This is a genomic window from Sodalis sp. RH19 (assembly GCF_047324215.1).
In the GTDB taxonomy this organism is placed as follows: Bacteria; Pseudomonadota; Gammaproteobacteria; order Enterobacterales; family Enterobacteriaceae; genus Acerihabitans.
Genome location: NZ_CP178734.1, coordinates 5,262,835 through 5,286,654, shown reverse-complemented (window position 1 = coordinate 5,286,654; position 23,820 = coordinate 5,262,835). Strand labels below are relative to the sequence as shown.

Here is a 23,820-nt window from a genome sequence, read left to right as displayed (position 1 = left end):
ATTCAGGAAGAAGAGAAAGCCCGCAAGCGCGAAAAGGAAAGGGAAAGAGCCAGGGAGGACAGATGAGCGACCATCAGCCTAAAATGACCAAAACCCAACTCCTGCGCACCATACACCAGCAGCGGCTGGATCTGGGGGCGGAAAAACGCGCCTGGTATTTTGCCACCGCCCGCTACGACCGCGGCTGGAACACGGTATTGAGCCTGCGCAAGTATCTGATAGCCGGTTCCAGCATACTGGCGCTGTACAATATCCGCCATCCCAGCCGTTTTATCCGCTGGACAAAACGCGCGCTCGGCATTGTCGGTACGCTTAAACTGATTCGCACCACGCTTCAATCACGTTAATACGCTCTCCCGCGGGCGAAAGCCCGCAGGAATCTCCACCGCCCCGCCCCTTACTCAATTTTTTTGATAATAACCGACAGTTTTAATCGCTATCACCCAATCTTTCTTACGGATAACATCTCCCTCATCAAACGCAACGGGTCCATTAAGCCGCCTAACCTGCTTTAAAACCTGCTGTAATCTGGCTTTCGTTTTGAAGGCCGTCCTTTAAAATAAGATGGGAAGAAGATGAAAAAATTAGATGATAGCGCCATCCTGGTTGCCCGGATCCTGTTGCCGATCCTGTTTATCGTTTCCGGCTTCGGCAAAATAGGCGGCTACGCCGCTACGCAGCAATATATGGAAGCCATGGGCGTGCCCGGCTTTATGCTGCCCCTGACCATCTTGCTGGAATTCGGCGGCGGCCTCGCCATCCTGTTCGGTTTCCTCACCCGCACGGTTGCGTTGATCACCGTGGTCTTTGTCCTGCTGACCGCCTTTATTTTCCATAGCGATTTCTCCCAGGCTGGCAACCAGATCAACTTTATGAAGAACCTCTCCATCTCCGGCGGCTACTTACTGCTGGCGGTGCTGGGCGCCGGTTATTTCAGCATCGATCGCCTGCTTAACAAAAAGTGGTAACAGGCCGCAGAAGGCAAAGCTGACTACACTTAACACAAGCAGTGTTCAAGGGAAAACGCCCCATGGCATGGTAGGCACCCGATCATCGAGCTCACATAAGTCGTGTTAAAGGGAGAGCGTGCCAATGGGGTCGAATCGGGCGTGGTTTTCCCGCCCGACCGAGCGCCCCATGGTGCGCTATGCCCGCCAACGCCTAACTCAACGCAGGCGTGTTAAAGGGAGAGCGTGCCAATGGGGTCGAATCGGGCGTGGTTTTCCCGCCCGACCGAGCGCCCCATGGTGCGCTATGCCCGCCAACGCCTAACTCAACGCAGGCGTGTTAAAGGGAGAGCGTGCCAATGGGGTCGAATCGGGCGTGGTTTTTCCGCCCGACCGAGCGCCCCATGGTGCGCTATGCCCGCCAACGCCGAACTCAACGCAGGCGTGTTAAAGGGAGAGCGTGCCAATGGGGTCGAATCGGGCGTGGTTTTCCCGCCCGACCGAGCGCCCCATGGTGCGCTATGCCCGCCAACGCCTAACTCAACGCAGACGTGTTAAAGGGAGAGCGTGCCAATGGGGTTGAATCGGGCGTGGTTTTCCCGCCCGACCGAGCGCCCCATGGTGCGCTATGCCCGCCAACGCCGAGCTCAACGCAGACGTGTTAAAGGGAGAGCGTGCCAATGGGGTTGAATCGGGCGTGGTTTTCCCGCCCGACCGAGCGCCCCATGGTGCGCTATGCCCGCCAACGCCGAATTCAACGCAGACGTGTTAAAGGGAGAGCGTGCCAATGGGGTCGAATCGGGCGTGGTTTTCCCGTCCGACCGAGCGCCCCATGGCATGGTAGGCCCGCGATCATCGAGCTCACATAAGCCGTGTTAAAGGGGGAGTGTTCCATCACACCGCAGGCCCGCTGGCACCGGCCGCAATTATCCACTGACTATAAGGAACTCGCATATGGGACTGCTCGTAGAGGGCCAATGGCAAAACAGCTGGTACGACACCAAATCCACCGGCGGACGCTTCGAACGCTCGGCGGCGCAGTTCCGCAACTGGATCACCCCTGACGGCGCGCCCGGCCCCACCGGCCGCGGCGGATTCGCCGCGGCGAACCACCGCTACCACCTCTATGTCTCGCTGGCTTGCCCCTGGGCGCACCGCACACTCCTGATGCGCAAACTCAAAGGCCTGGAGAACCTGATCCCGGTGTCCGTGGTCCACCCCCTGATGCTGGAAAACGGCTGGACCTTCGGCACAGATTTCCCCGGCGCCACCGGCGACCCGCTTTACCACAAGGATTACCTATACCAGCTCTATCTCGAGGCAGACCCCCGCTACAGCGGGCGCACCACGGTACCGGTCCTATGGGATACCGCGGGAAAAACCCTCGTCAGCAATGAATCGGCGGATATCATCCGCATGTTCAACAGCGCCTTCGACGGCGTCGGCGCCCGCGCCGGCGACTATTATCCCCGTGAACTGCGCGCGCAAATCGATGAGATTAACGGCTGGGTTTACGACCAGGTCAACAACGGCGTCTATAAAGCGGGCTTCGCCACGTCCCAGCAAGCCTATGATGAAGCGGTGGAAGGCGTATTCGCCGCGCTGGATCGGCTCGAGGCGATACTGGGCCGCCATCGCTACCTCACCGGCGACCGGCTGACCGAAGCGGACCTGCGCCTCTGGACCACCCTGATCCGTTTTGATCCGGTCTATGTCACCCATTTCAAATGCGATCGCCGCCGGATCGGCGATTATCTCAACCTCTCGGGCTTCCTGCGCGATATCTACCAAATGCCGGGCATCAGCGACACGGTGGATTTCGCCCATATCCGCAACCACTACTACCGCAGCCACGCCACGCTCAATCCCCACGGTATCATTTCCATCGGACCGCGGCAGGATCTGGACGAACCGCACGGCCGCGACGATCGTTTCGGCCCGGCGGACGAGGACTGACCGGCGCCGGGATGCGGCGGCGTCAGGTTAACAGCGGCCGGATCTCAGGCGAATAATTTCGGGATTTCGCGCAGGAACCAGGATTTGGCCTCGCCCATGCTGTCGCGGCGCCAGGCCATAATGATATCGTTCTCCATACTGTACTCGGGGCCCACGACCCGCAGGCGTCCGGCGGCAATGTCCTCCGCCACCAGCGGATAGGGCATGGTGGCCACGCCCAGCCCGGCCAGCAGCGCCCGGCGCTTATCGTGCATGGAGCTTACCGTCAGGCGTTGCTGCTTATCCAACAGCTGCACGGTCAGCACCGGACGTTCGCGGGCGGTATCGGCAATGGCGATGCCGCGGTATTTTACCCGCGTCAACTCCGACAGCGGCTCCGGCTCCTGGTGAATGGGATGATCCGGGCTGGCCACGTACACGTTGAGGATTTTATACAATTTGCGGCTGTTGATTTCCGACGAGGTGCGAAAATGCATATCCGGCGCGATAACGATATCAGCCCGGCCCTGCTCCAGCCGTTCCCAGGCACCGGCCAGCACTTCGGTAATAATCGACACCTGGGTATTGGCCTTGCGCGCCAGCTTCTCGATTAAGGGGAACAGCTTCTCGCTCGGCACCAGGGCTTCCGTCACCACGGTTAAATGGGTTTCCCAGCCGCGCGCCAGCGCCTCGGCGTCGGTGGTCAGCTTATCCGCCGCTTCCAGCAGTACCCGCCCGCGCTCCAGCAGCATGCGCCCGACGTTGGTAAACTTGGTGCGATGCCCCGAACGGTCGAACAGCACCACATCCAGCTCTTCTTCCAGTTTTTGCATGGTATAGCTTAGCGCCGAAGGTACCCGGCCCAGTTCATCCGCCGCCGCGGCAAAACTGCCGCGCCGGTCGATGGCATCCATCACCCGTAATGCTTCCAGCGTTAACGCCCGTTCTCTAGCCATGCCCGGTCTCATTCAGGAAATTTGAATATACTGACCAGATTAACTTGCTAACAATCCGCCGTCCATACCCTTACTATTTATAGAGTAAAGTTTTGGCGCCGCCGTCCCTATGCCGCCAGGCGGATAATAAACACGCCATCCGACCCTACACATAAAAAATGGGCAGCTTGTCCATAGAAAATAAGCAGACAGAGCCATGATTACATTCAGAACGGCAAAACAATGCGGCCATGCCGACTACGGCTGGCTCCAGGCGCGTTACACCTTTTCCTTCGGCCATTTTTTCGATCCCAAGATGCTCGGCTACGCTTCCCTGCGCGTGCTGAACCAGGAGGTGCTGGCGGTCGGCGCCGCCTTTCAGCCGCGCGCCTATCCGCAAGTGGATATTCTTAACCTGATCCTTCAGGGACAGGCGGAATACCGCGACAGCGAGGGCCGCCATATCCAGGCCGCCACCGGCGACGCCCTGCTGCTGTCGGCACGCAACGGCGTCACCTATAGCGAACAAAACACCGGTTCGACGCCGCTGACCCGGCTGCAACTGTGGATGGACGCCTGCCCGACGCGGGAAAACGCCGCGGTCCAGCGCCTGGCGATACCCGACCAGCCCCATTTGCTGCTGGCCTCGCCGGATGGCGAAGGCGGCAGCCTCCAATTGCGTCAACAGGCCTGGATACATCACGTGGAACTGGCGGCGGGCCAAAGCCTGACCTTGGAATTAAGGGGATCGCGCGCTTACCTGCAATCGGTGCATGGCACGATTCACATCGATAACCCGGCGACAGATAGCCCCGCTCACCGCGAGGACACCGCCAATCCCACCTTGCTGACCTGCGGCGACGGCGCTTTTATCCACAATGAGCGCCGCGTCCGGCTACAGGCGCAAACGCCGCTGCGGGCGTTATTGATCGACCTGGCGGAATAAACGCGAAGGGGGGTTGCCGGGCAAAAAAAAACCCCATGCCATAAATAAGCATGGGGCTAACGCGATAATAGAGTTGACCGGTAAGCCGGGTTCTGTCGAGGACAATCATTCATCTAGGCCAGCGCTCGCGCGCTGGCTCAAGCAGCCTACCCGGGTTCAGTACGGGCCGTACCTTGTGAACCCCTATTTGGCCTTGCTCCGGGTGGAGTTTACCATGCCGCAAACTGTTGCCAGCCGCGCGGTGCGCTCTTACCGCACCCTTTCACCCTTACCTGATCCCGCTTGCGCGGGCCATCGGCGGTTTGCTCTCTGTTGCACTTGTCGTGGGTTTGCACCCCCCAGGCGTTACCTGGCACCCTGCCCTATGGAGCCCGGACTTTCCTCCCCATGACGTTGCTTCCCGAAGGAAGGTCGGTCAAGCGGCGATTGTCTGGTCAACTCCGGCGCGGAGTATAAAAGCTTTTCGATCAATTGTCATCCCCAAGCTGGTCCAGGGCATAACGATAAAGGGCATTTTTTTTCACGCCGTGGATTTCGGCGGCCAGGGCGGCGGCTTTATTCAGCGGCAGCTCCTTTTGCAGCAGGCCGAGCGTACGCAGCGCCTCCGGCGGCAGGGCGTCGTCCTTGACCTGGAAACCTTCGACGATCAGCACCATTTCGCCGCGCGCGCGATGCTCATCCTCGCCGACCCAGGCCAGGAGTTCGCCCACCGGCGCGCCGTAGATGCTTTCCCATGTCTTGGTCAGCTCGCGCGCCAGCACCACGTAGCGCGCCGGCCCCCATACGGTGACCATATCCTGCAGGCTCTCCAGCAGCCGATGGGTGGATTCGTAGAAGATAAGGGTGCGCGGTTCCTGTTCCAGGGCCAGCAGCGTATCCTGGCGGCCTTTGCGCTTCGCCGGCAGGAAACCCTCGTAGCAGAAGCGATCGGAAGGCAGGCCGGCGGCGGACAGCGCGGTAATGGCCGCACAGGGACCCGGCAGCGGCACCACCCGGATACCCGCCTCGCGGCAGCGGCGTACCAAATGATAGCCCGGATCGTTGATCAACGGCGTGCCAGCGTCGCAGACAAGTGCGATACTCAGTCCTTCCTGCAGCTTTGCCAGCAAAACATCCGCTTTTTGCTGTTCGTTATGATCATGTAACGCGAACAGGCGCGCATTTATGGCAAAATGTTGTAACAATAGGCCGGTATGACGGGTATCTTCAGCAGCAATCAAGTCGACCCGCTGGAGTGTCGACAGCGCCCGCTGGGTGATGTCTTCCAGATTACCAATGGGAGTCGGTACCACATAAAGCGTTGATGCGGAAATATCTGCTTGTTGGTGTTGATTCATTGTCTCATCCGGATTGCCGATTTAATATTGAGCATCTTGAAAAAAACATCACTGGATACAGAATGCTTTACTCATATGTCATGGGTTTTAAAACAGGGCGTGTTCTACCCGTCGTGCTGGCTGCGCTGATCCTCGCCGCGTGTTCCAGCCAGGCGCCGCAGGCCCCTGCCGGCGGCGGCCAGGCCAAGCCCGGCGCCAATGCCGGCGCCAACGCCGATTATTACCTGCAGCAAATGCAGCAGGCGGGCAATGATAATAGCAAGACCGACTTTCAATTACTCGCCATTCACGCCTTGATCGGCGAAGGCAAGACCGATCGGGCGCAGCAGTTGCTCGGCACGCTACCCCAAGCGATGACCGATGTCCAACAGCGCGAGCAGCTTTTGCTGTCCGCCGAGCTTGCCGTCGCGCAAAAACGGCCGCAGGACGCAGCAGCCGCGCTGCAAAAACTCGACCCCGGCCAGCTTTCCCAGGAGCAACAGGCGCGCTTCCTGCAGGTGCGTATTGCCGCGGGCGCCGGCCAACAGCCGTCGCTGGATTTGCTGCGCGCCTATATTGCCCAGGAGCCGCTGTTGGCCGACCCGGCGGCGCATCAGCAAAATATCGACCAGACCTGGCAAGCCCTGCTGGCCTTTTCAGCCCAGCCGCAGGCAAGCCTGGTGATTAACGCCAATGAAAATGTTCTCCAGGGCTGGCTGGATCTGCAGCATGTCTACCAGGACAATAAACAGGATCCCGCCCTGCTGAAAGCCGGCATCAAGGATTGGCAGACCCGTTATCCGCAGAACCCGGCGGCCAAGACCCTGCCGACCCAGCTCAACCAGGTCCTGAACTACCAGCCCTCGTCGGTCGGGCAAATCGCCCTGTTCCTGCCGATGAACGGCCAGGCCCAGGTGTTTTCCAATGCCATCCAGCAGGGATTCAACGCCGCGAAAAACGGCCTGAATACGGCCGCCGCCCCGGTGCCGCCCACCGATGCCTCCGCGGGCCAAACCCCGCCGGCGGTCACCGCGCCGGCCGACGCCACGGCGCCCGCCGACGCCGCCACCGCCGTTACCGCCGCGCCGCAGCCGGCGGCCGCGCCCGTTGCCGCCGGACCGGCAAGCAATGCGCAAGTGAAGGTCTATGATACTTCCAGCCAGCCGCTGCCGGCGCTGCTGGCGCAGGCGCAGCAGGAAGGCGCCACCCTCATTGTCGGGCCGCTGCTGAAAAATGAGGTGGAACAACTCTACAGCAGCCAGAGCACGATGAATATCCTGGCCCTCAACCAGCCCGAGCATCTGCAGAACCGGGCGAATATCTGCTATTTCTCCCTCTCGCCGGAAGATGAAGCCCGCGACGCCGCCAACCATATCTTCCAGCAGCACCGGCAACAGCCGTTATTGCTGGTGCCGCGCGGGTCGCTGGGCGATCGCGTCGTCAAGGCCTTTGCCGAGGCCTGGACCAAAGCCGGCGGCGGCACCGTGCTTGAGCAGCGTATCGGTTCCGTCGGCGAGCTGAAACAGGCCATCAACAGCGGCGCCGGCATCCAGCTTTCCGGCCAGCCGGTAGCCACCGCGGCGCCGTCGGAACCGCAGTCGGTGACCATTGCCGGTCTGACCATCCCGGCGCCGCCAAGCGATGCGGCGATCTCGCCTTCCGCCGGCGGCGGCGTCGACGCGGTGTATATTATCGCCACGCCGTCCGAGCTGGCGCTGATCAAGCCCATGATCGACATGCGCACCAGCTCGCGCTCGCGCCTGGGCCTGTATGCCAGTTCGCGCAGCTACCAGGCCGAGGCCGGCCCGGATTACCGCCTGGAAATGGAAGGGCTGGAATTCAGCGATATCCCGCTGCTGGCGGGCGCCAATCCCGGACTGCTGCAACAGACCAGCGCGCAGTTCAAGGAAGATTATTCACTGGTGAGGCTGTACGCCATGGGCATGGACGCCTGGACGCTGGTTAACCATTTCTCCGAAATGCGCCAGATCCCAGGCTTCCAGGTGGCGGGCGAAACCGGCCAGCTCTCGGCGACACCGGATTGTGTCATCAACAGGAAGCTATCTTGGCTGAAATACCAACAGGGAAAACTGGTACAGGCACTCTAACCCGGCAGCGGTCCGGCGCGCGGGCGGAATATCTGGCGCGCCGGTATCTGGAAAGCGCTGGCATGCGCTTCGTCGCCGCCAATATGCGGGTGCGCGGCGGCGAAATCGATTTAATCATGCGGGAATCCCGCGCCTGGGTATTCGTCGAAGTGCGTTATCGCCGTAATAACGCGTTCGGCAGCGCCGCTGAAAGCGTCACCCTCCGCAAGCAGCGCCGGTTATTGCTGGCGGCGGCGGTCTGGCTGGCGCGCCGGGGCGAAAGCCTGGAAACATCCTCTTGCCGTTTCGATGTCCTGGCCATTACCGGTTGCCGCGTAGAATGGCTGGTAAACGCCTTCGGCGCAGCGGGATAACCGCTACTTCATTTATCACAGATTAGGCTTAACTACCGTGCTGGAAAGAATCAAAGGTTGTTTTACAGAAAGTATCCAAACCCAAATCGCGGCGGCGGAAGCCTTGCCCGACGCCATCTCCCGCGCCGCCACGGCCTTGGTGCAAGCGCTGCTCACCGGCAATAAAATCCTGTGCTGCGGCAACGGGACATCCGCCGCCAACGCGCAGCATTTCGCCGCCAGCATGATCAACCGTTATGAAACCGAGCGTCCCAGCCTGCCGGCCGTGGCGTTAAACGCCGACAGCGTAGTGCTGACCGCTATCGCCAACGACCGCCTGCATCAGGAAATCTATGCCAAGCAGGTGCGGGCGCTCGGCCAGGCCGGCGATATCCTGCTCGCCATTTCCACCCGGGGCAATAGCCGTGATATTGTGAAGGCGGTGGAGGCGGCGGTAACGCGCGATATGACCATTATCGCCCTGACGGGTTACGACGGTGGCGAACTGGCCGGCCTGCTCGGGCAGCAGGACGTTGAAATCCGTATTCCTTCACACCGCAGCGCGCGCATACAGGAGATGCATATGCTGACGGTTAATTGCCTGTGCGATCTTATTGACAATTCATTGTTTCCTCACCAGGACGATTAAGGAGCTCAAATGAAGGTTCGTTTCCCCTTTGTACTGCTGTTCACCGCCCTGTTGCTGCAGGGATGTGTCGGTGCGGTAGTCGTCGGCAGCGCGGCGGTGGCAACGAAAACCGCCACCGATCCCCGCACGGTAGGCACCCAGGTCGATGACGGCACGCTGGAAGCCCGCGTCGGCAACGCCCTGGCCAAAGACGCGCAGATCAAGAAAGAAGCGCGTATTGTGGCCACCGCCTATCAGGGCAAGGTGTTGTTGACCGGCCAGGCGCCCACGGCGGAACTGGCCAATCGGGCCAAACAAATCGTGGTAGGCGTGGACGGCGCCACGGAAGTGTATAACGAAATTCGCCTGGGGCAGCCGGTCAGCCTGGGACGCGCCTCGATGGATACCTGGATCACCACCAAGATCCGCTCGCAGCTGCTGGCCAGCGATGCGGTGAAATCATCCAATGTCAAAGTGACCACCGAGAATGGCGAAGTCTTTTTGCTGGGACTGGTGACCAATGAAGAGGGTAAGGCGGCGGCGCAAACCGCCAGCCAGGTCAGCGGCGTCAAGCACGTCACCACCGCGTTTACCTATATCAAATAAATAGCGGGGCGGGTTCTCCCGCCCGCCCTTTCCCCTGGCGCTCAGCGCAGGCGATTTTCCCTCAGGTAGTCCTCTCCCCCCATCTGGCGCATCTGGCGCATGATCCATTGCTGGCGCATCTGCACATAACGCGACGGGGCATTGGCGCGAAAAAGCAGCGGATTCGGCAATACCGCCGCCAGCAACGCCGCTTCCGCGGCGGTCAACCGGCTGGCGGGCTTGTGGAAAAAACGCTGCGCCGCCGCTTCCACGCCAAAGGTCCCCTCGCCAAATTCGGCGATATTCAGATATACCGTCAGAATACGCCGTTTGGTCCAGAGTCCTTCCATGGCCAGGGTAATACCGGCTTCCAGCCCCTTGCGCGTCCAGCTGCGTCCGTTCCATAACAGCAGGTTCTTCGCCGTCTGCTGGGAAATGGTGGACGCGCCGCGCATCCGCTGGCTGCGTTCATTATGCGCCGCGGCCGCCTGGATGGCGTCGATATCAAATCCCCAATGCCGGGCGAACTTCTGGTCCTCGGCCGCAATCACCGCCAGCGCCATGTTCGGCGAAATATCGCTCATGCCGACCCAGTCGGAATGGGCGACATAGGCAAAATCGCCGTGCAGCCAGGCGCCCAGTTGCCGTTCCATCATCACCGCCGAAAAGGGCACCGGCAGAAAAGCAAACAGCACCACCGCCGCCAGCCACGCGCCGACAAGCGCAGCGCACCCCGCCAGCAGCCATTTCGCCGCGCGCCATGCGGAAAACCGGCCGCCTGCGATCCTCATGCGGTGAATTCCAGTACCCGCGCCACCAGTTTATCGATGCCCTTCGCCGCCTCGGTGATGGAGGTGGCCAGCATATAGCCGGGCGTGGTGATCACTTTATTGTCGGCATCGACCACAATATCATCCACCGGGCACACCACATGGATGCCCCCCATGTCTTCGATCATTTCCGCGGTATCGTTATCCGTGCCGATGGTTAACCGCAGCGGCGTATCAATCAGTTTCGGCAACAGCGCCGGGGCGATGCAAATAAAACCGATTGCTTTACGTTGTTTATGTATTTCCTGCGTCAGACGACGCAAATCGGCATCCACGTCGCCCTCGTTCCCTTTGCCGGCGATATCGCTCAGGTTCAGCACGGCGCCGAATCCACCCGGCACGATCAGCGCGTCCAGCTCATCGGCGCGCGCCTCCGCCAACGGACGTATCTGGCCGCGCGCGATACGCGCGGATTCAACCAGGACATTGCGTTTTTCGGTCATTTCTTCGCCGGAAAAATGATTAATAACATGGGCCTGGAGTTTATCCGGCGCAAAACACACCGCCTGCGCCCCGGCGCGGTCCAGGGCCAGTAACGTCAGTACCGCTTCGTGAATTTCACTACCGTCATTCACGCCACATCCGCTTAAAACGACGCCAACGCGTTTCATAAATATCCTCGCTTCCATCAGGCCGGTGAAAATATTATTTCTATTGACAAAGTCTATTCTACATCCCAAATTTTAATGGTTCTTGTAACATTACAGCGTTCTTTTGCTATGTTGATAATTAACGCTTAACGAATTTTACCACCCCGCCAACCAACAACACCTGAGAATGGGCGGGTAACAGTTTCCCTGGTGTTGGCGCAATCTTCGCGCACCCCGGCCTAGGTCGGGGTCATTTTTTTTCAGCCTTACGTACCCACTCCCGCAGCGTCTGCACATCGTTACGCCACTCCTGCCCCAGTTCGTCCACCCACTCCTGCACGTTATCCCACCAGGCCGGCAGTTCCGGCGATTGGATCTGCTGGGCCAGCTGCTGCAGGTGCAGCAGGCCGATGGAGCCGGCGGCGCCTTTGATCTTATGGCCTTCCTCGGCGATGCCGTGCCGATCGCGCGCGGTCATATTGGTCGACAGCAGAGTCATATACCCCGGCATCATCTTCTCGAACATCTCCAGGCCCTGGTATATCAGGGACGGTCCCACCAGGTCCAGATACTGCTCCAGCATCGCGGTGTCCAGTATGGCCTGCGCCGCCGGCGCTCCGGCGGCATCCTCCGCGTCGGCGGGCCGATCGCCGGGATGATCCCAGAAGCGCTGGATGACCTCGGTCAGGGCCGATACCGCCAGCGGCTTGCTCAGCACATCATCCATGCCGGCATCGAGGTACTCCTGTTTGTTTTTCAGTACGTTGGCGGTCAGGGCGATCAGCGGCGGCAAATCCCGCCCGGCGTAGCGCCGGCGCAGCTCGCGGGAGATATCCAGCCCGGTCATATCCGGCAACTGGATATCCAGCAGCACCAGGTCATATTCATCGGGATCAAACATCTCCAGCGCGTCGCGGCCGGTCATCGCCACATCCACGCTGCTGCCCAGTTTTTCCAGCACCGAACGCGCCACCACCACATTCAGCTCAATGTCCTCCACCAGCAGCACGTTGAGCGCCGGCAGCGGCAGGTCATCTTCGTCGTCCTTCGGCTCAGGCCGCACTTCCGGCGCCGTGATGGACAAGCTGAAACACGAGCCTTTGCCCGGCTGGCTTTTTACCTGGATATCGCCGCCCATGGCCTGCGCCAGGCGTTTTGACACCGCAAGGCCGATGCCGGTGCCGGTGGCGGGCTTGCCGCCGTTCTGATCCTTGACCTGGTAATACATGGCGAAAATCTTGTCCTGCTCGTCCTCGGGAATGCCGATACCGGAATCCTCCACGTCAAAGCACAGCAGATCGTCTTTTTCGCGCCGGACGCGAATAATAATTTCACCGCTGCGGGTAAATTTCACCGCGTTGCCAATCAGATTCCACAGGATCTGGCGCAGGCGGGTGCCGTCGGCAAGAATGGCGGCCGGCAGCGGCGCGCAGGGCTGCATCACCAGCGTCAGCCCCTTGGGCTGCACCAAAAGGCCGGACAGGTTCTCCAAATCGGTCAGGAAGGCGTTGAAATCCATCGGCTGGTTATCCAACTGCACCTTGCGCCGCTCCAGTTTATCCATTTCGATAATATCGTTGAAGATATTGCCGAGGGTGATGGCGCTGACGTGAATGGTCTTCAGGTAATTGAGCTGCTCCTGATCCAATTGGGTATCGAGCAGGATGCGGCTTAAGCCGACGATGCCGTTAAGCGGCGTACGCAGCTCGTGGCTGATCGTTGAGATAAAGGTGGTCTTCTCCCTGCTGGCGTTCTCCAGCGCGTCCTGGTAGCGCTTACGCTCGGTTATATCGCGGCCGAAACCCATCAGGCCGTGTCGTTTGCCCACCCGGTCGTAAAAAGGCACCTTGCGCAGTTCAAAACAGGCCTTGCGTCCGTCGGGATAGACCAGCCACTGCTCGTAGGTCAGCGAGACATTATGGCGGAACACCTTCTCATCGGTTTCGATCACTTTTTCCGCGATATCCGGCGCATACACATCGCGTGGGGTCAAGCCTACCAGCTGCTTCTCGCTTTTCCCCACCAACAGTTCCGTCGCGCGGTTGCAGCCGGAAAATTCCTTGTTTTCATTGCGGTAGTACACCAGGTCGGGCGAGGCGTCCAGGAAAGAGCGCAGCAGCGACGACTGCTGTTCCAGCTCGATTTGCGCCTGTTCGCGCCGGGCCATTTCCTCGGTCAGTTTATCCATGGCGCGCTGGCGGGCGTCCTCCGCCTTCTCGCGATCGGCAATCTCCTGGTTCAAATGCGCGATATTGTCCTGCAACTGCTGGTTGAGCTGCAGGTCGCGGTTGCGCATTTCCTCCAGTTTATCCACCAGCCGCGCCAGCCGCTGGCGGGATTCCTCCAGTTGCTCAACCACCACCGAGAGAAAATACACCGCCCAGGGCGTGATCAGCAGGCCGAAAAAGATCGAGCGCACCACGTCGATGCTTTCAACCTCGCCGCGCAGCAGCATGGTCACGGCCATCTGCACAATCATGGCCAGCACCACCAGCGCCGACGCCAGCAGCAGCGAAAAACGGACCAGCCCCAACTTGACCATCAGGTCGACGTAATATTGCGCCAGCAGGCGGATTTGCTTCATAGCGGTTTCCTTGGGTGACGATGCCGTCAATCATACCGTAAAAAACGATACCGTAGGTGACGTCGCGGGGGGAGAAGGCGGTCAGGCCCCGGGCAAGAACGGCATGCCCAGGGCGCTGCCCTGGCCGCCCCGCGCTTTGAGGTCATTGTACAGCGCATTCATCCCGTTCCAGTGATTGGCGCACCACAAAGGTGCAAGCAGGGTCGGCGGACGGGCGCTGGCGCTAATACGGTGGAAAATAACCTGCGCGGGGGTATGGCGGATCATCTCGCCGGCAATGGCGGTATAGTCCTCCAGGCTTAGCGCGGCAAGACGCCCCGCCCGCCAGGCCCTGGCCATCACGCTGCCCTCGACCAGCAGCAGCGGATGCAGCTTCAGGCCGTCGACGCCCGCCGCCAACACCCGATCGAGGGTGGACAGGCATTCCGCCGCCCCCTCGCCCGGCAAGCCGACAATCAGGTGCGTGCACACGCGCAGGCCCCGCGCCCGCGCCGCCGCCACGGTATGGCGATAACAGGCAAAATCATGACCGCGGTTGATACGGCGCAGGGTTTTATCCTGCGCGCTTTGCAGCCCCAGTTCCAGCCAGACCTCATACCCCTGGCGCTGGTAGCCGGCCAGCAAGTCCAATACCTCGGGCGGCGCGCAATCCGGACGGGTGCCGACGCAGATGCCGACGATATCGGCCTGCGCGAGCGCCTCGCGGTAGAGACGGTCTAAAACCCTCACTTCTGCATAAGTACTGGTATAGGCCTGAAAATAGGCCAGGTAGCGTTTGGCCCGGTCGGCGTTGCGCGCCTGGCCGGCTACCTGCTCGCCGACGCTGCGGAACTGGCTTTGTTCGTCGGCAAAAGAGGCGACATTGCAAAACGTGCAGCCCCCGCGCCCGAGGGTGCCGTCGCGGTTGGGACAGCTAAACCCCCCGTGCAGCGAGAGTTTATACACTTTCTGGCCGTAGCGGCGCAGAAGATCGCCGCCAAACATATTGACTACCTGGAGCAACTGCATATTCTGGTTATCCCGGCCGGTTGAGGTCGTCCAGACTAGCCGGTTTGCCCGCCGGCCGTGATGATATCGATCAATACCCATCGCCGTCGCCGGCCGCATCGCATATTTATGCAAAGAAGGTGAGAATAAAATCAATTCTCATCGATTAAAATTTCTTATTTTCTCCCGGCGAATCATTCATAATGTCACTATCGCGACAAAACAGAGCCATACACGCCAGAAAACACGCTAGCCAGCAGATCCTGCTGTTATGGGACCTAGCACTAGCATGGTGCAGAGATACTAGCGCTGCACTACAGTGAGACAGCGCATATCGGCGCCGGCCGCTCCCGCCGCCCAGACGACGGTCAAACCGGCTTTAATTAGATTATTATCAACTGGTTAATAGTGTTTTCAGGCGATTTAAGCCCCTTTCTAGCGGGATTTGACCTGCGTGGTGTTTATCGTTAATTTGGAAGGCCGCTGGAAGAATTCTGGACGGGTTAACGACTCGTCATAGTTATGCAGTTATGAAGACTCCTTCTTAAAGCAAGTCGTTTATCACGAGCAAAGACCGCCACGATGAGGTTACCTGGAGAGAGTGGAACAGCAGGACGTTTAATCCGCTGCCGCTCAATACGGATACGCCTCCTCGCAGTAGGTTGTGAGAGTCACCTGGAGCCTGGGGAGGTCCACGATATGTTGTACGATGAATCCCAAGAGAAGGACAACTGCGGCTTCGGCCTGATTGCCCATATAGAAGGCGAGCCCAGCCACAAGGTGGTCCGAACCGCTATTCATGCGCTGGCCCGTATGCAGCATCGTGGCGCTATCCTGGCCGACGGCAAGACCGGCGACGGCTGCGGTCTGCTGTTGCAAAAACCCGATCGCTTCTATCAGATGGTGGCGCTGGAGCGCGGCTGGCGGCTGGCTAAAAACTACGCCGTCGGCATGATATTCCTGAGCCGCGATGAAGACGAAGCCCGCGCCAGCCGCCGGATTGTCGAAGAGGAACTGCAAAACGAAACGCTGTCGATAGTCGGCTGGCGCGAGGTTCCCATCAATCCCGATGTGCTGGGTGAAATCGCACTCTCCTCGCTGCCCCGTATCGAGCAGATTTTTGTCAACGCACCGGCGGGTTGGCGTCCCCGTGATATGGAACGCCGCCTGTACGTGGCGCGCCGCCGTATAGAAAAGCGCGTGGCCGACGACAGTTTTTACGTCTGCAGCCTCTCCAATCTGGTGACCATTTATAAAGGCCTGTGCATGCCGGCGGACCTGCCGCGCTTTTACCTGGATCTGGCGGACCTGCGGCTGGAATCGGCCATTTGCCTGTTCCACCAGCGCTTCTCCACCAATACCGTGCCGCGCTGGCCGCTGGCGCAGCCGTTTCGCTACCTGGCGCACAACGGCGAAATCAATACCATCACCGGCAACCGGCAGTGGGCGCGGGCGCGCGCCTATAAGCTGAAGACGCCGCTAATCCCGGATTTGCAGGACGCCGCGCCGTTCGTTAACGAAACCGGCTCCGACTCCAGTTCGCTGGATAATATGCTCGAGCTGTTCCTGAGCGGCGGCATGGACCTGATCCGCGCCATGCGCCTGCTGGTGCCGCCGGCCTGGCAGAACAATCCCAATATGGACCCGGAGCTGCGCGCCTTTTTCGATTTTAACTCCATGCACATGGAACCCTGGGACGGACCGGCGGGGCTGGTGATGTCCGACGGCCGTTTCGCCGCCTGTAACCTGGACCGCAACGGCCTGCGCCCGGCGCGTTATGTCATCACCACCGATAAGCTTATCACCTGCGCCTCCGAAGTGGGCATCTGGGATTACCAGCCCGACGAAGTGGTGGAAAAAGGCCGCGTCGGACCGGGCGAGCTGATGGTGATCGATACCCGCAACGGGCGTATCCTGCACTCGGCGGAAACCGATAACGACCTGAAAAGCCGCCATCCCTATAAAGAATGGATGGAAAAGAACGTGCGCCGCCTGACGCCGTTTGAGGAGTTGTCCGACGATCAGGTCGGTCACCGCGAGCTGGACAATACCCTGCTGGAAACCTACCAGAAGCAGTTCGGCTATTCCAATGAGGAGCTGGACGCCATTCTGCGCGTACTGGGCGAAAACGGCCAGGAAGCCACCGGCTCCATGGGCGACGATACCCCCTTTGCCGTGCTGTCGAGCCGCCCGCGCGTGATTTACGATTATTTCCGCCAGCAGTTCGCCCAGGTGACCAACCCCCCCATCGACTCGCTGCGCGAAGCCCACGTCATGTCGCTGGCCACCTGTATCGGCCGGGAAATGAACGTGTTCTGCGAAGCGGAAGGCCAGGCGTTCCGGCTGGCGTTTAAATCGCCGATCCTGCTCTACTCCGATTTTACCCAGCTGACCACCCAGGAAGAGCATCATTACCGCGCCGACAAGCTGGATATCACCTACGATCCCAGCGAGCGCAATATGCACGAGACGCTGCTCAAGCTGTGCGACGACGCGGAAGAGAAAGTGCGCCAGGGCACGGTGCTGCTGGTGCTGACCGATCGGGCCATTTCCCCCACCCGGCTGCCGGTGCCCGCGCCGATGGCGGTGGGCGCCATCCATACCCGCCTGGTGGAAAAAAACCTGCGCTGCGACGCCAACCTGATCGTGGAAACCGCCAGCACCCGCGACCCGCATCATTTTGCGGTGCTGATTGGCTTTGGCGCCACGGCCATCTATCCGTACCTGGCCTATGAAACCCTGGCGGCCATGATCGACAGCGGCACCATCGAAAAAGATTACCGTACCGTGATGCTGAACTACCGTAACGGCATCAATAAGGGCCTGTACAAGATCATGTCCAAGATGGGCATCTCCACCGTGGCGTCGTACCGCTGTTCCAAGCTGTTTGAGGCCGTCGGCCTGCATCGCGAACTGACGGATCTGTGTTTCCAGGGCGTGGTCAGCCGTATCGGCGGCGCCAGCTTCAGTGAATTTGAACAAGATTTGCTGAATCTCTCCAAACGCGCCTGGCTGAAACGCAAACCGCTGGATCAGGGCGGCCTGCTGAAGTATGTCCACGGCGGCGAATACCACGCCTACAACCCGGACGTGGTCAAGACCCTGCAGCGGGCGGTGCAAAGCGGCGAGTACGGCGAATACCAGCAGTACGCCAAGCTGGTCAACGAACGTCCCATCGCCATGCTGCGCGACCTGCTGGCCATCAAGCCCGACGGCAACGCCGTGTCCCTGGACCAGGTGGAGCCGGCGGAAAACCTGTTCAAACGTTTTGACACCGCCGCCATGTCCATCGGCGCCCTCAGCCCGGAAGCCCATGAATCGCTGGCGCAGGCCATGAACAGCCTGGGCGGCTTCTCCAATTCCGGCGAAGGCGGCGAAGACCCGGTCCGTTACGGCACCAATAAGGTCTCGCGCATCAAACAGGTCGCCTCCGGGCGCTTCGGCGTCACGCCGGCCTACCTGGTCAACGCCGATGTTATCCAAATCAAGGTGGCGCAGGGCGCCAAGCCGGGCGAAGGCGGCCAGCTGCCGGGCGATAAGGTGACCCCGTATATCGCCAAGCTGCGTTATTCGGTGCCCGGCGTGACGCTGATTTCCCCGCCGCCGCATCATGATATTTACTCCATCGAGGATCTGGCGCAGCTGATTTTCGATTTAAAACAGGTCAATCCAAAGGCGCTGATTTCGGTCAAACTGGTTTCCGAGCCCGGCGTGGGCACCATTGCCACCGGCGTGGCGAAGGCCTATGCGGATTTAATCACCATCGCCGGCTACGACGGCGGCACCGGCGCCAGCCCGCTGTCGTCGGTAAAATATGCCGGTTGCCCGTGGGAACTGGGCCTGGTGGAAACCCAGCAGGCGCTGGTGGCCAATGGCCTGCGCCATAAGATACGCCTGCAGGTGGACGGCGGCCTGAAAACCGGCCAGGACATCATCAAAGCGGCGATCCTCGGCGCGGAGAGCTTCGGCTTCGGCACCGGTCCGATGGTGGCGCTGGGTTGTAAATACCTGCGCATCTGCCATTTAAACAACTGCGCCACCGGCGTGGCCACCCAGGATGAAAAGCTGCGCCGCGATCATTATCACGGCCTGCCGGAACTGGTGACCAACTACTTCCGTTTTATCGCCCGGGAGACCCGCGAAATCATGGCGGAGCTGGGCGTGACCCGGCTGGTGGATCTTATCGGCCGCACCGATTTACTGCTGGAGCTGGACGGCATTTCCGCCAAGCAGCATAAGCTGGACCTGTCGCCGCTGCTGAAAACCGCCACCCCGCATCCGGGCAAGGCGCTGTATTGCACGGAAAGCAGCAATCCGCCGTTCGACAAGGGACTGATGAACAAAACCCTGGTCGAACAGGCCATGCCCCATGTGGAGCTGCGCCAGAGCAAGACGTTTTATTACGATATCCATAACACCGATCGCTCGGTGGGCGCCTCGTTGTCCGGCGCCATTGCCGCGCAGCACGGCGACCAGGGCTTATCCGCCGATCCGATCAAGGCCTTTTTCACCGGCACCGCGGGCCAGAGTTTCGGCGTGTGGAACGCGGGCGGCGTGGAGCTGACCCTGACCGGCGACGCCAACGATTATGTCGGCAAAGGCATGGCCGGCGGCAGTATCGTTATCCGTCCGCCGGTGGGCTCGGCGTTTCGCAGTCATGAAGCCACCATTATCGGCAATACCTGCCTGTACGGCGCCACCGGCGGCAAGCTGTTTGCCGCCGGCCGCGCCGGCGAGCGCTTTGCGGTGCGTAACTCCGGCGCCATCACCGTGGTGGAGGGCATCGGCGACAACGGATGTGAATATATGACCGGCGGCATCGTCTGCGTGCTGGGTCGTACCGGCGTCAATTTCGGCGCGGGCATGACCGGCGGCTTCGCGTATGTCCTTGACGAAGAAGGCGATTTCCGCAAGCGGGTGAATCACGAACTGGTGGAAGTGCTGGACGTGGAGCAATTGGCCATCCATGAAGAACACCTGCGCGGCCTGATTACCGAACATGTCCAGTTGACCGGCTCCCATCGCGGGGAAGAAATCCTGGCCGACTGGCCGGCCTGGGCATCGAAATTTACCCTGGTCAAACCAAAATCGAGTGATGTGAAAGCGTTGCTGGGTCACCGCAGCCGTTCTGCGGCAGAGCTTCGCGTGCAAGCGCAGTAAGAGGTTAATGATGAGTCAAAATGTTTATCAATTTATCGACTTGCAGCGTGTGGATCCGCCTAAAAAACCGCTCAAGATCCGGAAAATTGAGTTTGTGGAAATCTACGAGCCGTTCTCGGAATCGCAGTCCAAGGCGCAGGCGGACCGCTGTATTTCCTGTGGCAACCCTTACTGTGAGTGGAAATGCCCGGTACATAACTACATTCCCAACTGGCTGAAGCTCGCCAACGAAGGCCGGATTATCGAAGCGGCCGAGCTGTCGCACCAGACCAACAGCCTGCCGGAAGTGTGCGGACGCGTATGCCCGCAGGATCGCCTGTGCGAAGGCTCCTGTACGCTGAATGACGAATTCGGCGCGGTCACCATCGGTAATATCGAACGCTATATCAACGATAAGGCGATTGAAATGGGCTGGAAGCCCAACGTGTCGGGCATTGTGTCCACCGGCAAGCGGGTGGCGGTGATCGGCGCCGGTCCCGCGGGGCTGGCCTGCGCCGACGTGCTCACGCGCAACGGCGTACAGGCGGTGGTGTTCGACCGCCACCCGGAAATCGGCGGCCTGTTGACCTTCGGCATCCCGTCGTTCAAGCTGGAAAAAGACGTGATGATCAAACGCCGCGAGATATTCAGCGAGATGGGCATTGAATTTCGGCTGAATACCGAAGTCGGCAAAGACATTATGATGAGCGATCTGCTGGGCGAGTTTGACGCGGTGTTCCTGGGCGTCGGCACCTATCAGTCCATGCGCGGCGGCCTGGAAAACGAGGACGCGCCCGGTGTTGTGGACGCGCTGCCGTTCCTGATAGCCAATACCAAGCAGCTGATGGGCTTTGAAAACCCCGAGTCGGCGCCTTACGTCAGCATGGAAGGCAAACGCGTGGTGGTGCTGGGCGGCGGCGATACGGCGATGGACTGCGTGCGCACCTCGATACGCCAGGGCGCAACCCATGTGATCTGCGCCTATCGCCGCGATGAGGAAAACATGCCCGGCTCGAAACGCGAAGTGAAAAACTCGCGCGAGGAAGGGGTGGAATTTATGTTCAACCTGCAACCGGTCAGCATCGAAATCGATGCCGCCGGTAAAGTGTGCGGTGTGAAGATGGTACGCACCGCCATGGGCGAACCGGACGCGCACGGCCGTCGGCGCGCCGAGATTATCGCCGGGTCGGAGCACGTGCTGGCGGCGGATACGGTGGTCATGGCGTTTGGTTTCCGTCCGCACAGTATGCAGTGGCTGGCGGATTTCAGCGTCGAGCTGGACAGCCAGGGACGGATTATCGCGCCGGAAGGCACCGAAACCGCGTTCCAAACCAGTAATCCGAAGATTTTCGCCGGCGGCGACGCGGTGCGGGGTTCCGATCTGGTGGTGACCGCCATTGCCGAAGGCCGCAAGGCCGCAGATGGCATCATGAACTACCTGGAAGTGTGATTGCCGCTAAGGCCCTCCCGCTCCGCCAGGGGCGGGGGCGGGAGGGCCTTGCCGTTACGGGCACGGATGAAATCGTTCCCGCCGTGATGGGCGCAGAGGGGGCCTTTGGCTTATTTCACGACCCGCAGCGACGGACGCCCGCCACGCGGCGGCGTTGGCGGCTCGTCATCGGGATGATAGTCATCATCGCTATCAGGACGGTCGCCGTCAATAATGGACATGACCGTTTCCGGCGCGTTACCCAGGGTCGACGCATCTTCCGCCACGCCATTTTGCTCATAGCCGACTTCCGGCTCAAACATGGTGCCGGCGCCGTTTTCGCGGGCATAAATGGCCAGCACGGCGGCAATGGGCACATTGACCTGACGCGGGATACCGCCGAAGCGCGCGTTAAAACTCACTTCGGCGTTGGTGAGCTCGAGACTTGCCACCGCCCGGGGGGCGATATTGAGGACGATTTGTCCGTCACGGGCAAATTCCATCGGCACCGAGACGCCGTCCACCGTGACATCCACCACCAGGTGCGGCGTCAGGTGGTTGTCCAGCAGCCACTCATAGAACGCCCGGAGCAGGTAGGGGCGGCGTGGGGAGAGTTGAGAGACTTCCATACCTTAGCCCCGGGTTTGCAGGCGCATTTCGCGCTCAGCTTCGGTTAAGGAGGCCAGGAAGGCGTCACGCTCGAATACGCGCGTCATATAGCCCTTGAGCTCCTTGGCGCCGGCGCCGGCCAACTCGATCCCCATCTGCGGCAAACGCCACAGCAGCGGGGCCAGGTAGCAATCCACCAGGCTGAACTCTTCGCTCATGAAGTACGGCGCTTCGTTAAATACCGGCGCTACGGCCAGCAGCTCTTCACGCAGCTGGCGGCGGGCGCCTTCCGCTTCCTGGGCGCTGCCCTGCTCGACCTTGCGCATCAGGGAGTACCAATCGTTTTCGATGCGATGCATCATCAAACGGCTGGTGCCGCGCGCGACCGGATAAACCGGCATCAACGGCGGATGGGGAAAACGCTCGTCAAGATATTCCATGATGATGCGCGATTCATACAGGGTCAGTTCGCGATCGACCAGGGTCGGCACGGTGCGGTAAGGGTTGAGGTCAATCAGGTCCTGCGGTAGATTATCAAGTTCTACCTGCTCAATTTCGACACTGACACCTTTTTCCGCCAGTACGATGCGTACTTGATGGCTAAAAATGTCGGTCGGGCCAGAAAACAGCGTCATCACCGAACGTTTGTTGGCAGCGACAGCCATGAAAACCTCCAAGTTTATCTAGAAAATACCGCGAATAGCCAACTAACCCGGCTACTATCCTGAAATTGTTTGACTGTTAATTCACCTGGCGCCACGCTGCCCATCGCAACCGCGGCAAGCGCTGCTTGCGGCATCATGATAAATCGCCGGCGACATCAACAGACATAAAAGTGTTTAACAGTTTACCAGATTTTTGCATGTTTAGGGGGATGGCGTGTGGCAAATCGCGTTGAATACATCGACGCAATCAGATATTTGGCGTTAAATCAACGCTCGGGAAATAAAAAAGCCCGGACCGTGCCGGGCTTTGTCAGCTGTAATAATAACAGCCGGGAATTAACGTTTGGAGAACTGCGGACGACGACGTGCTTTACGCAGACCGACTTTCTTACGTTCAACCTTACGGGCATCGCGGGTAACGAAGCCGGCTTTGCGCAGTTCTGCGCGCAGCGATTCGTCATATTCCATCAGTGCACGGGTGATACCGTGACGGATTGCGCCTGCCTGACCGGAAATGCCACCGCCGGTAACGGTGATGTACAAATCCAGCTTTTCAACCATGTCGACCAGTTCCAGCGGCTGACGAACTACCATGCGGGCAGTTTCGCGACCGAAGTATTGATCCAGACTACGCTGGTTGATAACGATGTTACCGCTACCCGGCTTCATGAAGACGCGTGCGGAGGAGCTTTTGCGGCGACCAGTGCCGTAGTATTGATTTTCAGCCATTGCCTATAATCCCGATTAAATGTCCAGAACTTGCGGTTGCTGAGCCGCGTGGTTGTGCTCGGTACCCTTGTAAACTTTCAGTTTACGATACATTGCACGACCCAGCGGGCCTTTTGGCAGCATGCCTTTAACCGCGATTTCAATCACACGCTCAGGGTGGCGGGCAATCATCTCTTCAAAGGTCGTTTCTTTAATACCGCCGATGAAACCGGTATGATGATAATAGATTTTGTCGGTACGCTTTTTGCCGGTGACGGCAACTTTTTCGGCGTTCAACACGATGATATAATCACCGGTATCAACATGCGGCGTAAATTCCGGTTTATGCTTCCCGCGCAGGCGACTGGCCAGTTCAGTAGCAAGACGACCCAGGGTTTTACCGCTGGCGTCGACAACATACCAGTCGCGTTTGACGGTTTCTGGTTTTGCTGTAAATGTTTTCATTAAAAGCTTACCCAATTAAAGTTACACGTTGGTGAACACCCAAACGCTTCAATGAATAGTTATGAGGCTCACACGGCTATCT

The 23,820-nt window shown here is 59.7% G+C and carries 20 protein-coding genes and 1 other RNA gene; 10 read left to right on the top strand and 11 right to left on the bottom strand.

Annotated elements, in window-relative coordinates:
• The first annotated feature begins 62 nt into the window (after nt 1-62).
• The 3 genes from ACL2XF_RS23870 (at nt 63) to ACL2XF_RS23860 (ending at nt 2,903) form a co-directional block, all read left to right on the top strand.
• On the top strand, nt 63-347 hold the full coding sequence (locus ACL2XF_RS23870; protein ID WP_410013388.1) for a YqjK-like family protein: 285 nt from the start codon (nt 63-65) through the stop codon (nt 345-347).
• A 228-nt stretch (nt 348-575) separates the two neighbouring features.
• The gene (locus ACL2XF_RS23865; protein ID WP_410013387.1) at nt 576-968 is read left to right on the top strand and encodes a DoxX family protein; all 393 of its coding nucleotides are present in this window, start codon (nt 576-578) and stop codon (nt 966-968) included.
• Nucleotides 969-1,901: 933 nt separating this feature from the next.
• Nucleotides 1,902-2,903, top strand: a complete 1,002-nt coding sequence (locus tag ACL2XF_RS23860; protein WP_413727621.1) for a glutathione S-transferase family protein — start codon at nt 1,902-1,904, stop codon at nt 2,901-2,903.
• 44 nt (nt 2,904-2,947) lie between these two features.
• Here ACL2XF_RS23860 and ACL2XF_RS23855 read toward each other — a convergent pair whose 3' ends face one another.
• Nucleotides 2,948-3,838: a LysR family transcriptional regulator gene (locus tag ACL2XF_RS23855; RefSeq protein ID WP_410013385.1), complete on the bottom strand. Its 891-nt coding sequence runs from the start codon at nt 3,836-3,838 to the stop codon at nt 2,948-2,950.
• A gap of 196 nt (nt 3,839-4,034) precedes the next feature.
• Between ACL2XF_RS23855 and ACL2XF_RS23850 the strand changes: the two genes are divergently transcribed.
• A complete protein-coding gene (locus ACL2XF_RS23850; protein ID WP_410013384.1) occupies nt 4,035-4,763 on the top strand; it encodes a pirin family protein in 729 nt (242 codons plus the stop codon).
• A gap of 65 nt (nt 4,764-4,828) precedes the next feature.
• On the opposite strand, the gene rnpB is transcribed toward ACL2XF_RS23850, so the two are convergent.
• Together rnpB and rsmI are read right to left on the bottom strand one after the other, a co-directional pair.
• Nucleotides 4,829-5,205, bottom strand: an RNA gene (gene rnpB / locus ACL2XF_RS23845) — RNase P RNA component class A.
• 25 nt (nt 5,206-5,230) lie between these two features.
• Nucleotides 5,231-6,100 (bottom strand): 16S rRNA (cytidine(1402)-2'-O)-methyltransferase, encoded by an 870-nt coding sequence (gene rsmI, locus ACL2XF_RS23840; RefSeq protein ID WP_413721517.1) that lies wholly within the window; start codon nt 6,098-6,100, stop codon nt 5,231-5,233.
• A gap of 62 nt (nt 6,101-6,162) precedes the next feature.
• On the opposite strand from rsmI, the gene ACL2XF_RS23835 reads away from it, so the two are divergent.
• Genes ACL2XF_RS23835 through dolP form a run of 4 tightly spaced genes read left to right on the top strand, consistent with a single transcriptional unit; the run spans nt 6,163 to nt 9,753 of the window.
• On the top strand, nt 6,163-8,187 hold the full coding sequence (locus tag ACL2XF_RS23835) for a penicillin-binding protein activator (protein WP_413727620.1): 2,025 nt from the start codon (nt 6,163-6,165) through the stop codon (nt 8,185-8,187).
• Entirely contained in the window at nt 8,145-8,540 is a 396-nt protein-coding gene (locus ACL2XF_RS23830; RefSeq protein ID WP_410013381.1) for a YraN family protein, read from the top strand. The genes ACL2XF_RS23835 and ACL2XF_RS23830 overlap by 43 nt, the downstream gene beginning before the upstream one ends.
• A gap of 37 nt (nt 8,541-8,577) precedes the next feature.
• The gene (diaA, locus tag ACL2XF_RS23825; RefSeq protein ID WP_410013380.1) at nt 8,578-9,168 is read left to right on the top strand and encodes a DnaA initiator-associating protein DiaA; all 591 of its coding nucleotides are present in this window, start codon (nt 8,578-8,580) and stop codon (nt 9,166-9,168) included.
• A 9-nt stretch (nt 9,169-9,177) separates the two neighbouring features.
• Complete coding sequence (dolP, locus tag ACL2XF_RS23820; protein WP_413721520.1) at nt 9,178-9,753, top strand: division/outer membrane stress-associated lipid-binding lipoprotein; 576 nt, start codon at nt 9,178-9,180, stop codon at nt 9,751-9,753.
• 41 nt (nt 9,754-9,794) lie between these two features.
• Here dolP and mtgA read toward each other — a convergent pair whose 3' ends face one another.
• The 4 genes from mtgA to ACL2XF_RS23800 form a co-directional block, all read right to left on the bottom strand.
• Nucleotides 9,795-10,523, bottom strand: a complete 729-nt coding sequence (gene mtgA, locus ACL2XF_RS23815) for a monofunctional biosynthetic peptidoglycan transglycosylase (protein WP_410013378.1) — start codon at nt 10,521-10,523, stop codon at nt 9,795-9,797.
• Nucleotides 10,520-11,173, bottom strand: coding sequence for an isoprenoid biosynthesis glyoxalase ElbB (elbB, locus tag ACL2XF_RS23810; protein ID WP_410013377.1), 654 nt, complete (start codon nt 11,171-11,173; stop codon nt 10,520-10,522). The genes mtgA and elbB overlap by 4 nt, the downstream gene beginning before the upstream one ends.
• A 229-nt stretch (nt 11,174-11,402) precedes the next feature.
• The gene (arcB, locus tag ACL2XF_RS23805; RefSeq protein WP_410013376.1) at nt 11,403-13,736 is read right to left on the bottom strand and encodes an aerobic respiration two-component sensor histidine kinase ArcB; all 2,334 of its coding nucleotides are present in this window, start codon (nt 13,734-13,736) and stop codon (nt 11,403-11,405) included.
• Nucleotides 13,737-13,817: 81 nt separating this feature from the next.
• Nucleotides 13,818-14,744: a TIGR01212 family radical SAM protein gene (locus ACL2XF_RS23800; protein ID WP_410013375.1), complete on the bottom strand. Its 927-nt coding sequence runs from the start codon at nt 14,742-14,744 to the stop codon at nt 13,818-13,820.
• A gap of 678 nt (nt 14,745-15,422) precedes the next feature.
• On the opposite strand from ACL2XF_RS23800, the gene gltB reads away from it, so the two are divergent.
• Complete coding sequence (gene gltB, locus ACL2XF_RS23795) at nt 15,423-19,883, top strand: glutamate synthase large subunit (RefSeq protein ID WP_410013374.1); 4,461 nt, start codon at nt 15,423-15,425, stop codon at nt 19,881-19,883.
• A 10-nt stretch (nt 19,884-19,893) separates the two neighbouring features.
• Nucleotides 19,894-21,312, top strand: coding sequence for a glutamate synthase small subunit (locus ACL2XF_RS23790; protein WP_410016723.1), 1,419 nt, complete (start codon nt 19,894-19,896; stop codon nt 21,310-21,312).
• Nucleotides 21,313-21,422: 110 nt separating this feature from the next.
• Here the strand turns inward: ACL2XF_RS23790 and sspB are convergent, their stop codons facing one another.
• From sspB to rplM, 4 genes are all read right to left on the bottom strand, one after another.
• Entirely contained in the window at nt 21,423-21,920 is a 498-nt protein-coding gene (gene sspB, locus ACL2XF_RS23785) for a ClpXP protease specificity-enhancing factor (RefSeq protein ID WP_410013373.1), read from the bottom strand.
• Between the two features lie 3 nt (nt 21,921-21,923).
• On the bottom strand, nt 21,924-22,565 hold the full coding sequence (gene sspA / locus ACL2XF_RS23780) for a stringent starvation protein SspA (protein ID WP_410013372.1): 642 nt from the start codon (nt 22,563-22,565) through the stop codon (nt 21,924-21,926).
• Between the two features lie 336 nt (nt 22,566-22,901).
• Nucleotides 22,902-23,294: a 30S ribosomal protein S9 gene (rpsI, locus tag ACL2XF_RS23775; protein ID WP_162366275.1), complete on the bottom strand. Its 393-nt coding sequence runs from the start codon at nt 23,292-23,294 to the stop codon at nt 22,902-22,904.
• A 15-nt stretch (nt 23,295-23,309) separates the two neighbouring features.
• Nucleotides 23,310-23,738: a 50S ribosomal protein L13 gene (gene rplM, locus ACL2XF_RS23770; RefSeq protein WP_410013371.1), complete on the bottom strand. Its 429-nt coding sequence runs from the start codon at nt 23,736-23,738 to the stop codon at nt 23,310-23,312.
• Between the last annotated feature and the right edge of the window lie 82 nt (nt 23,739-23,820).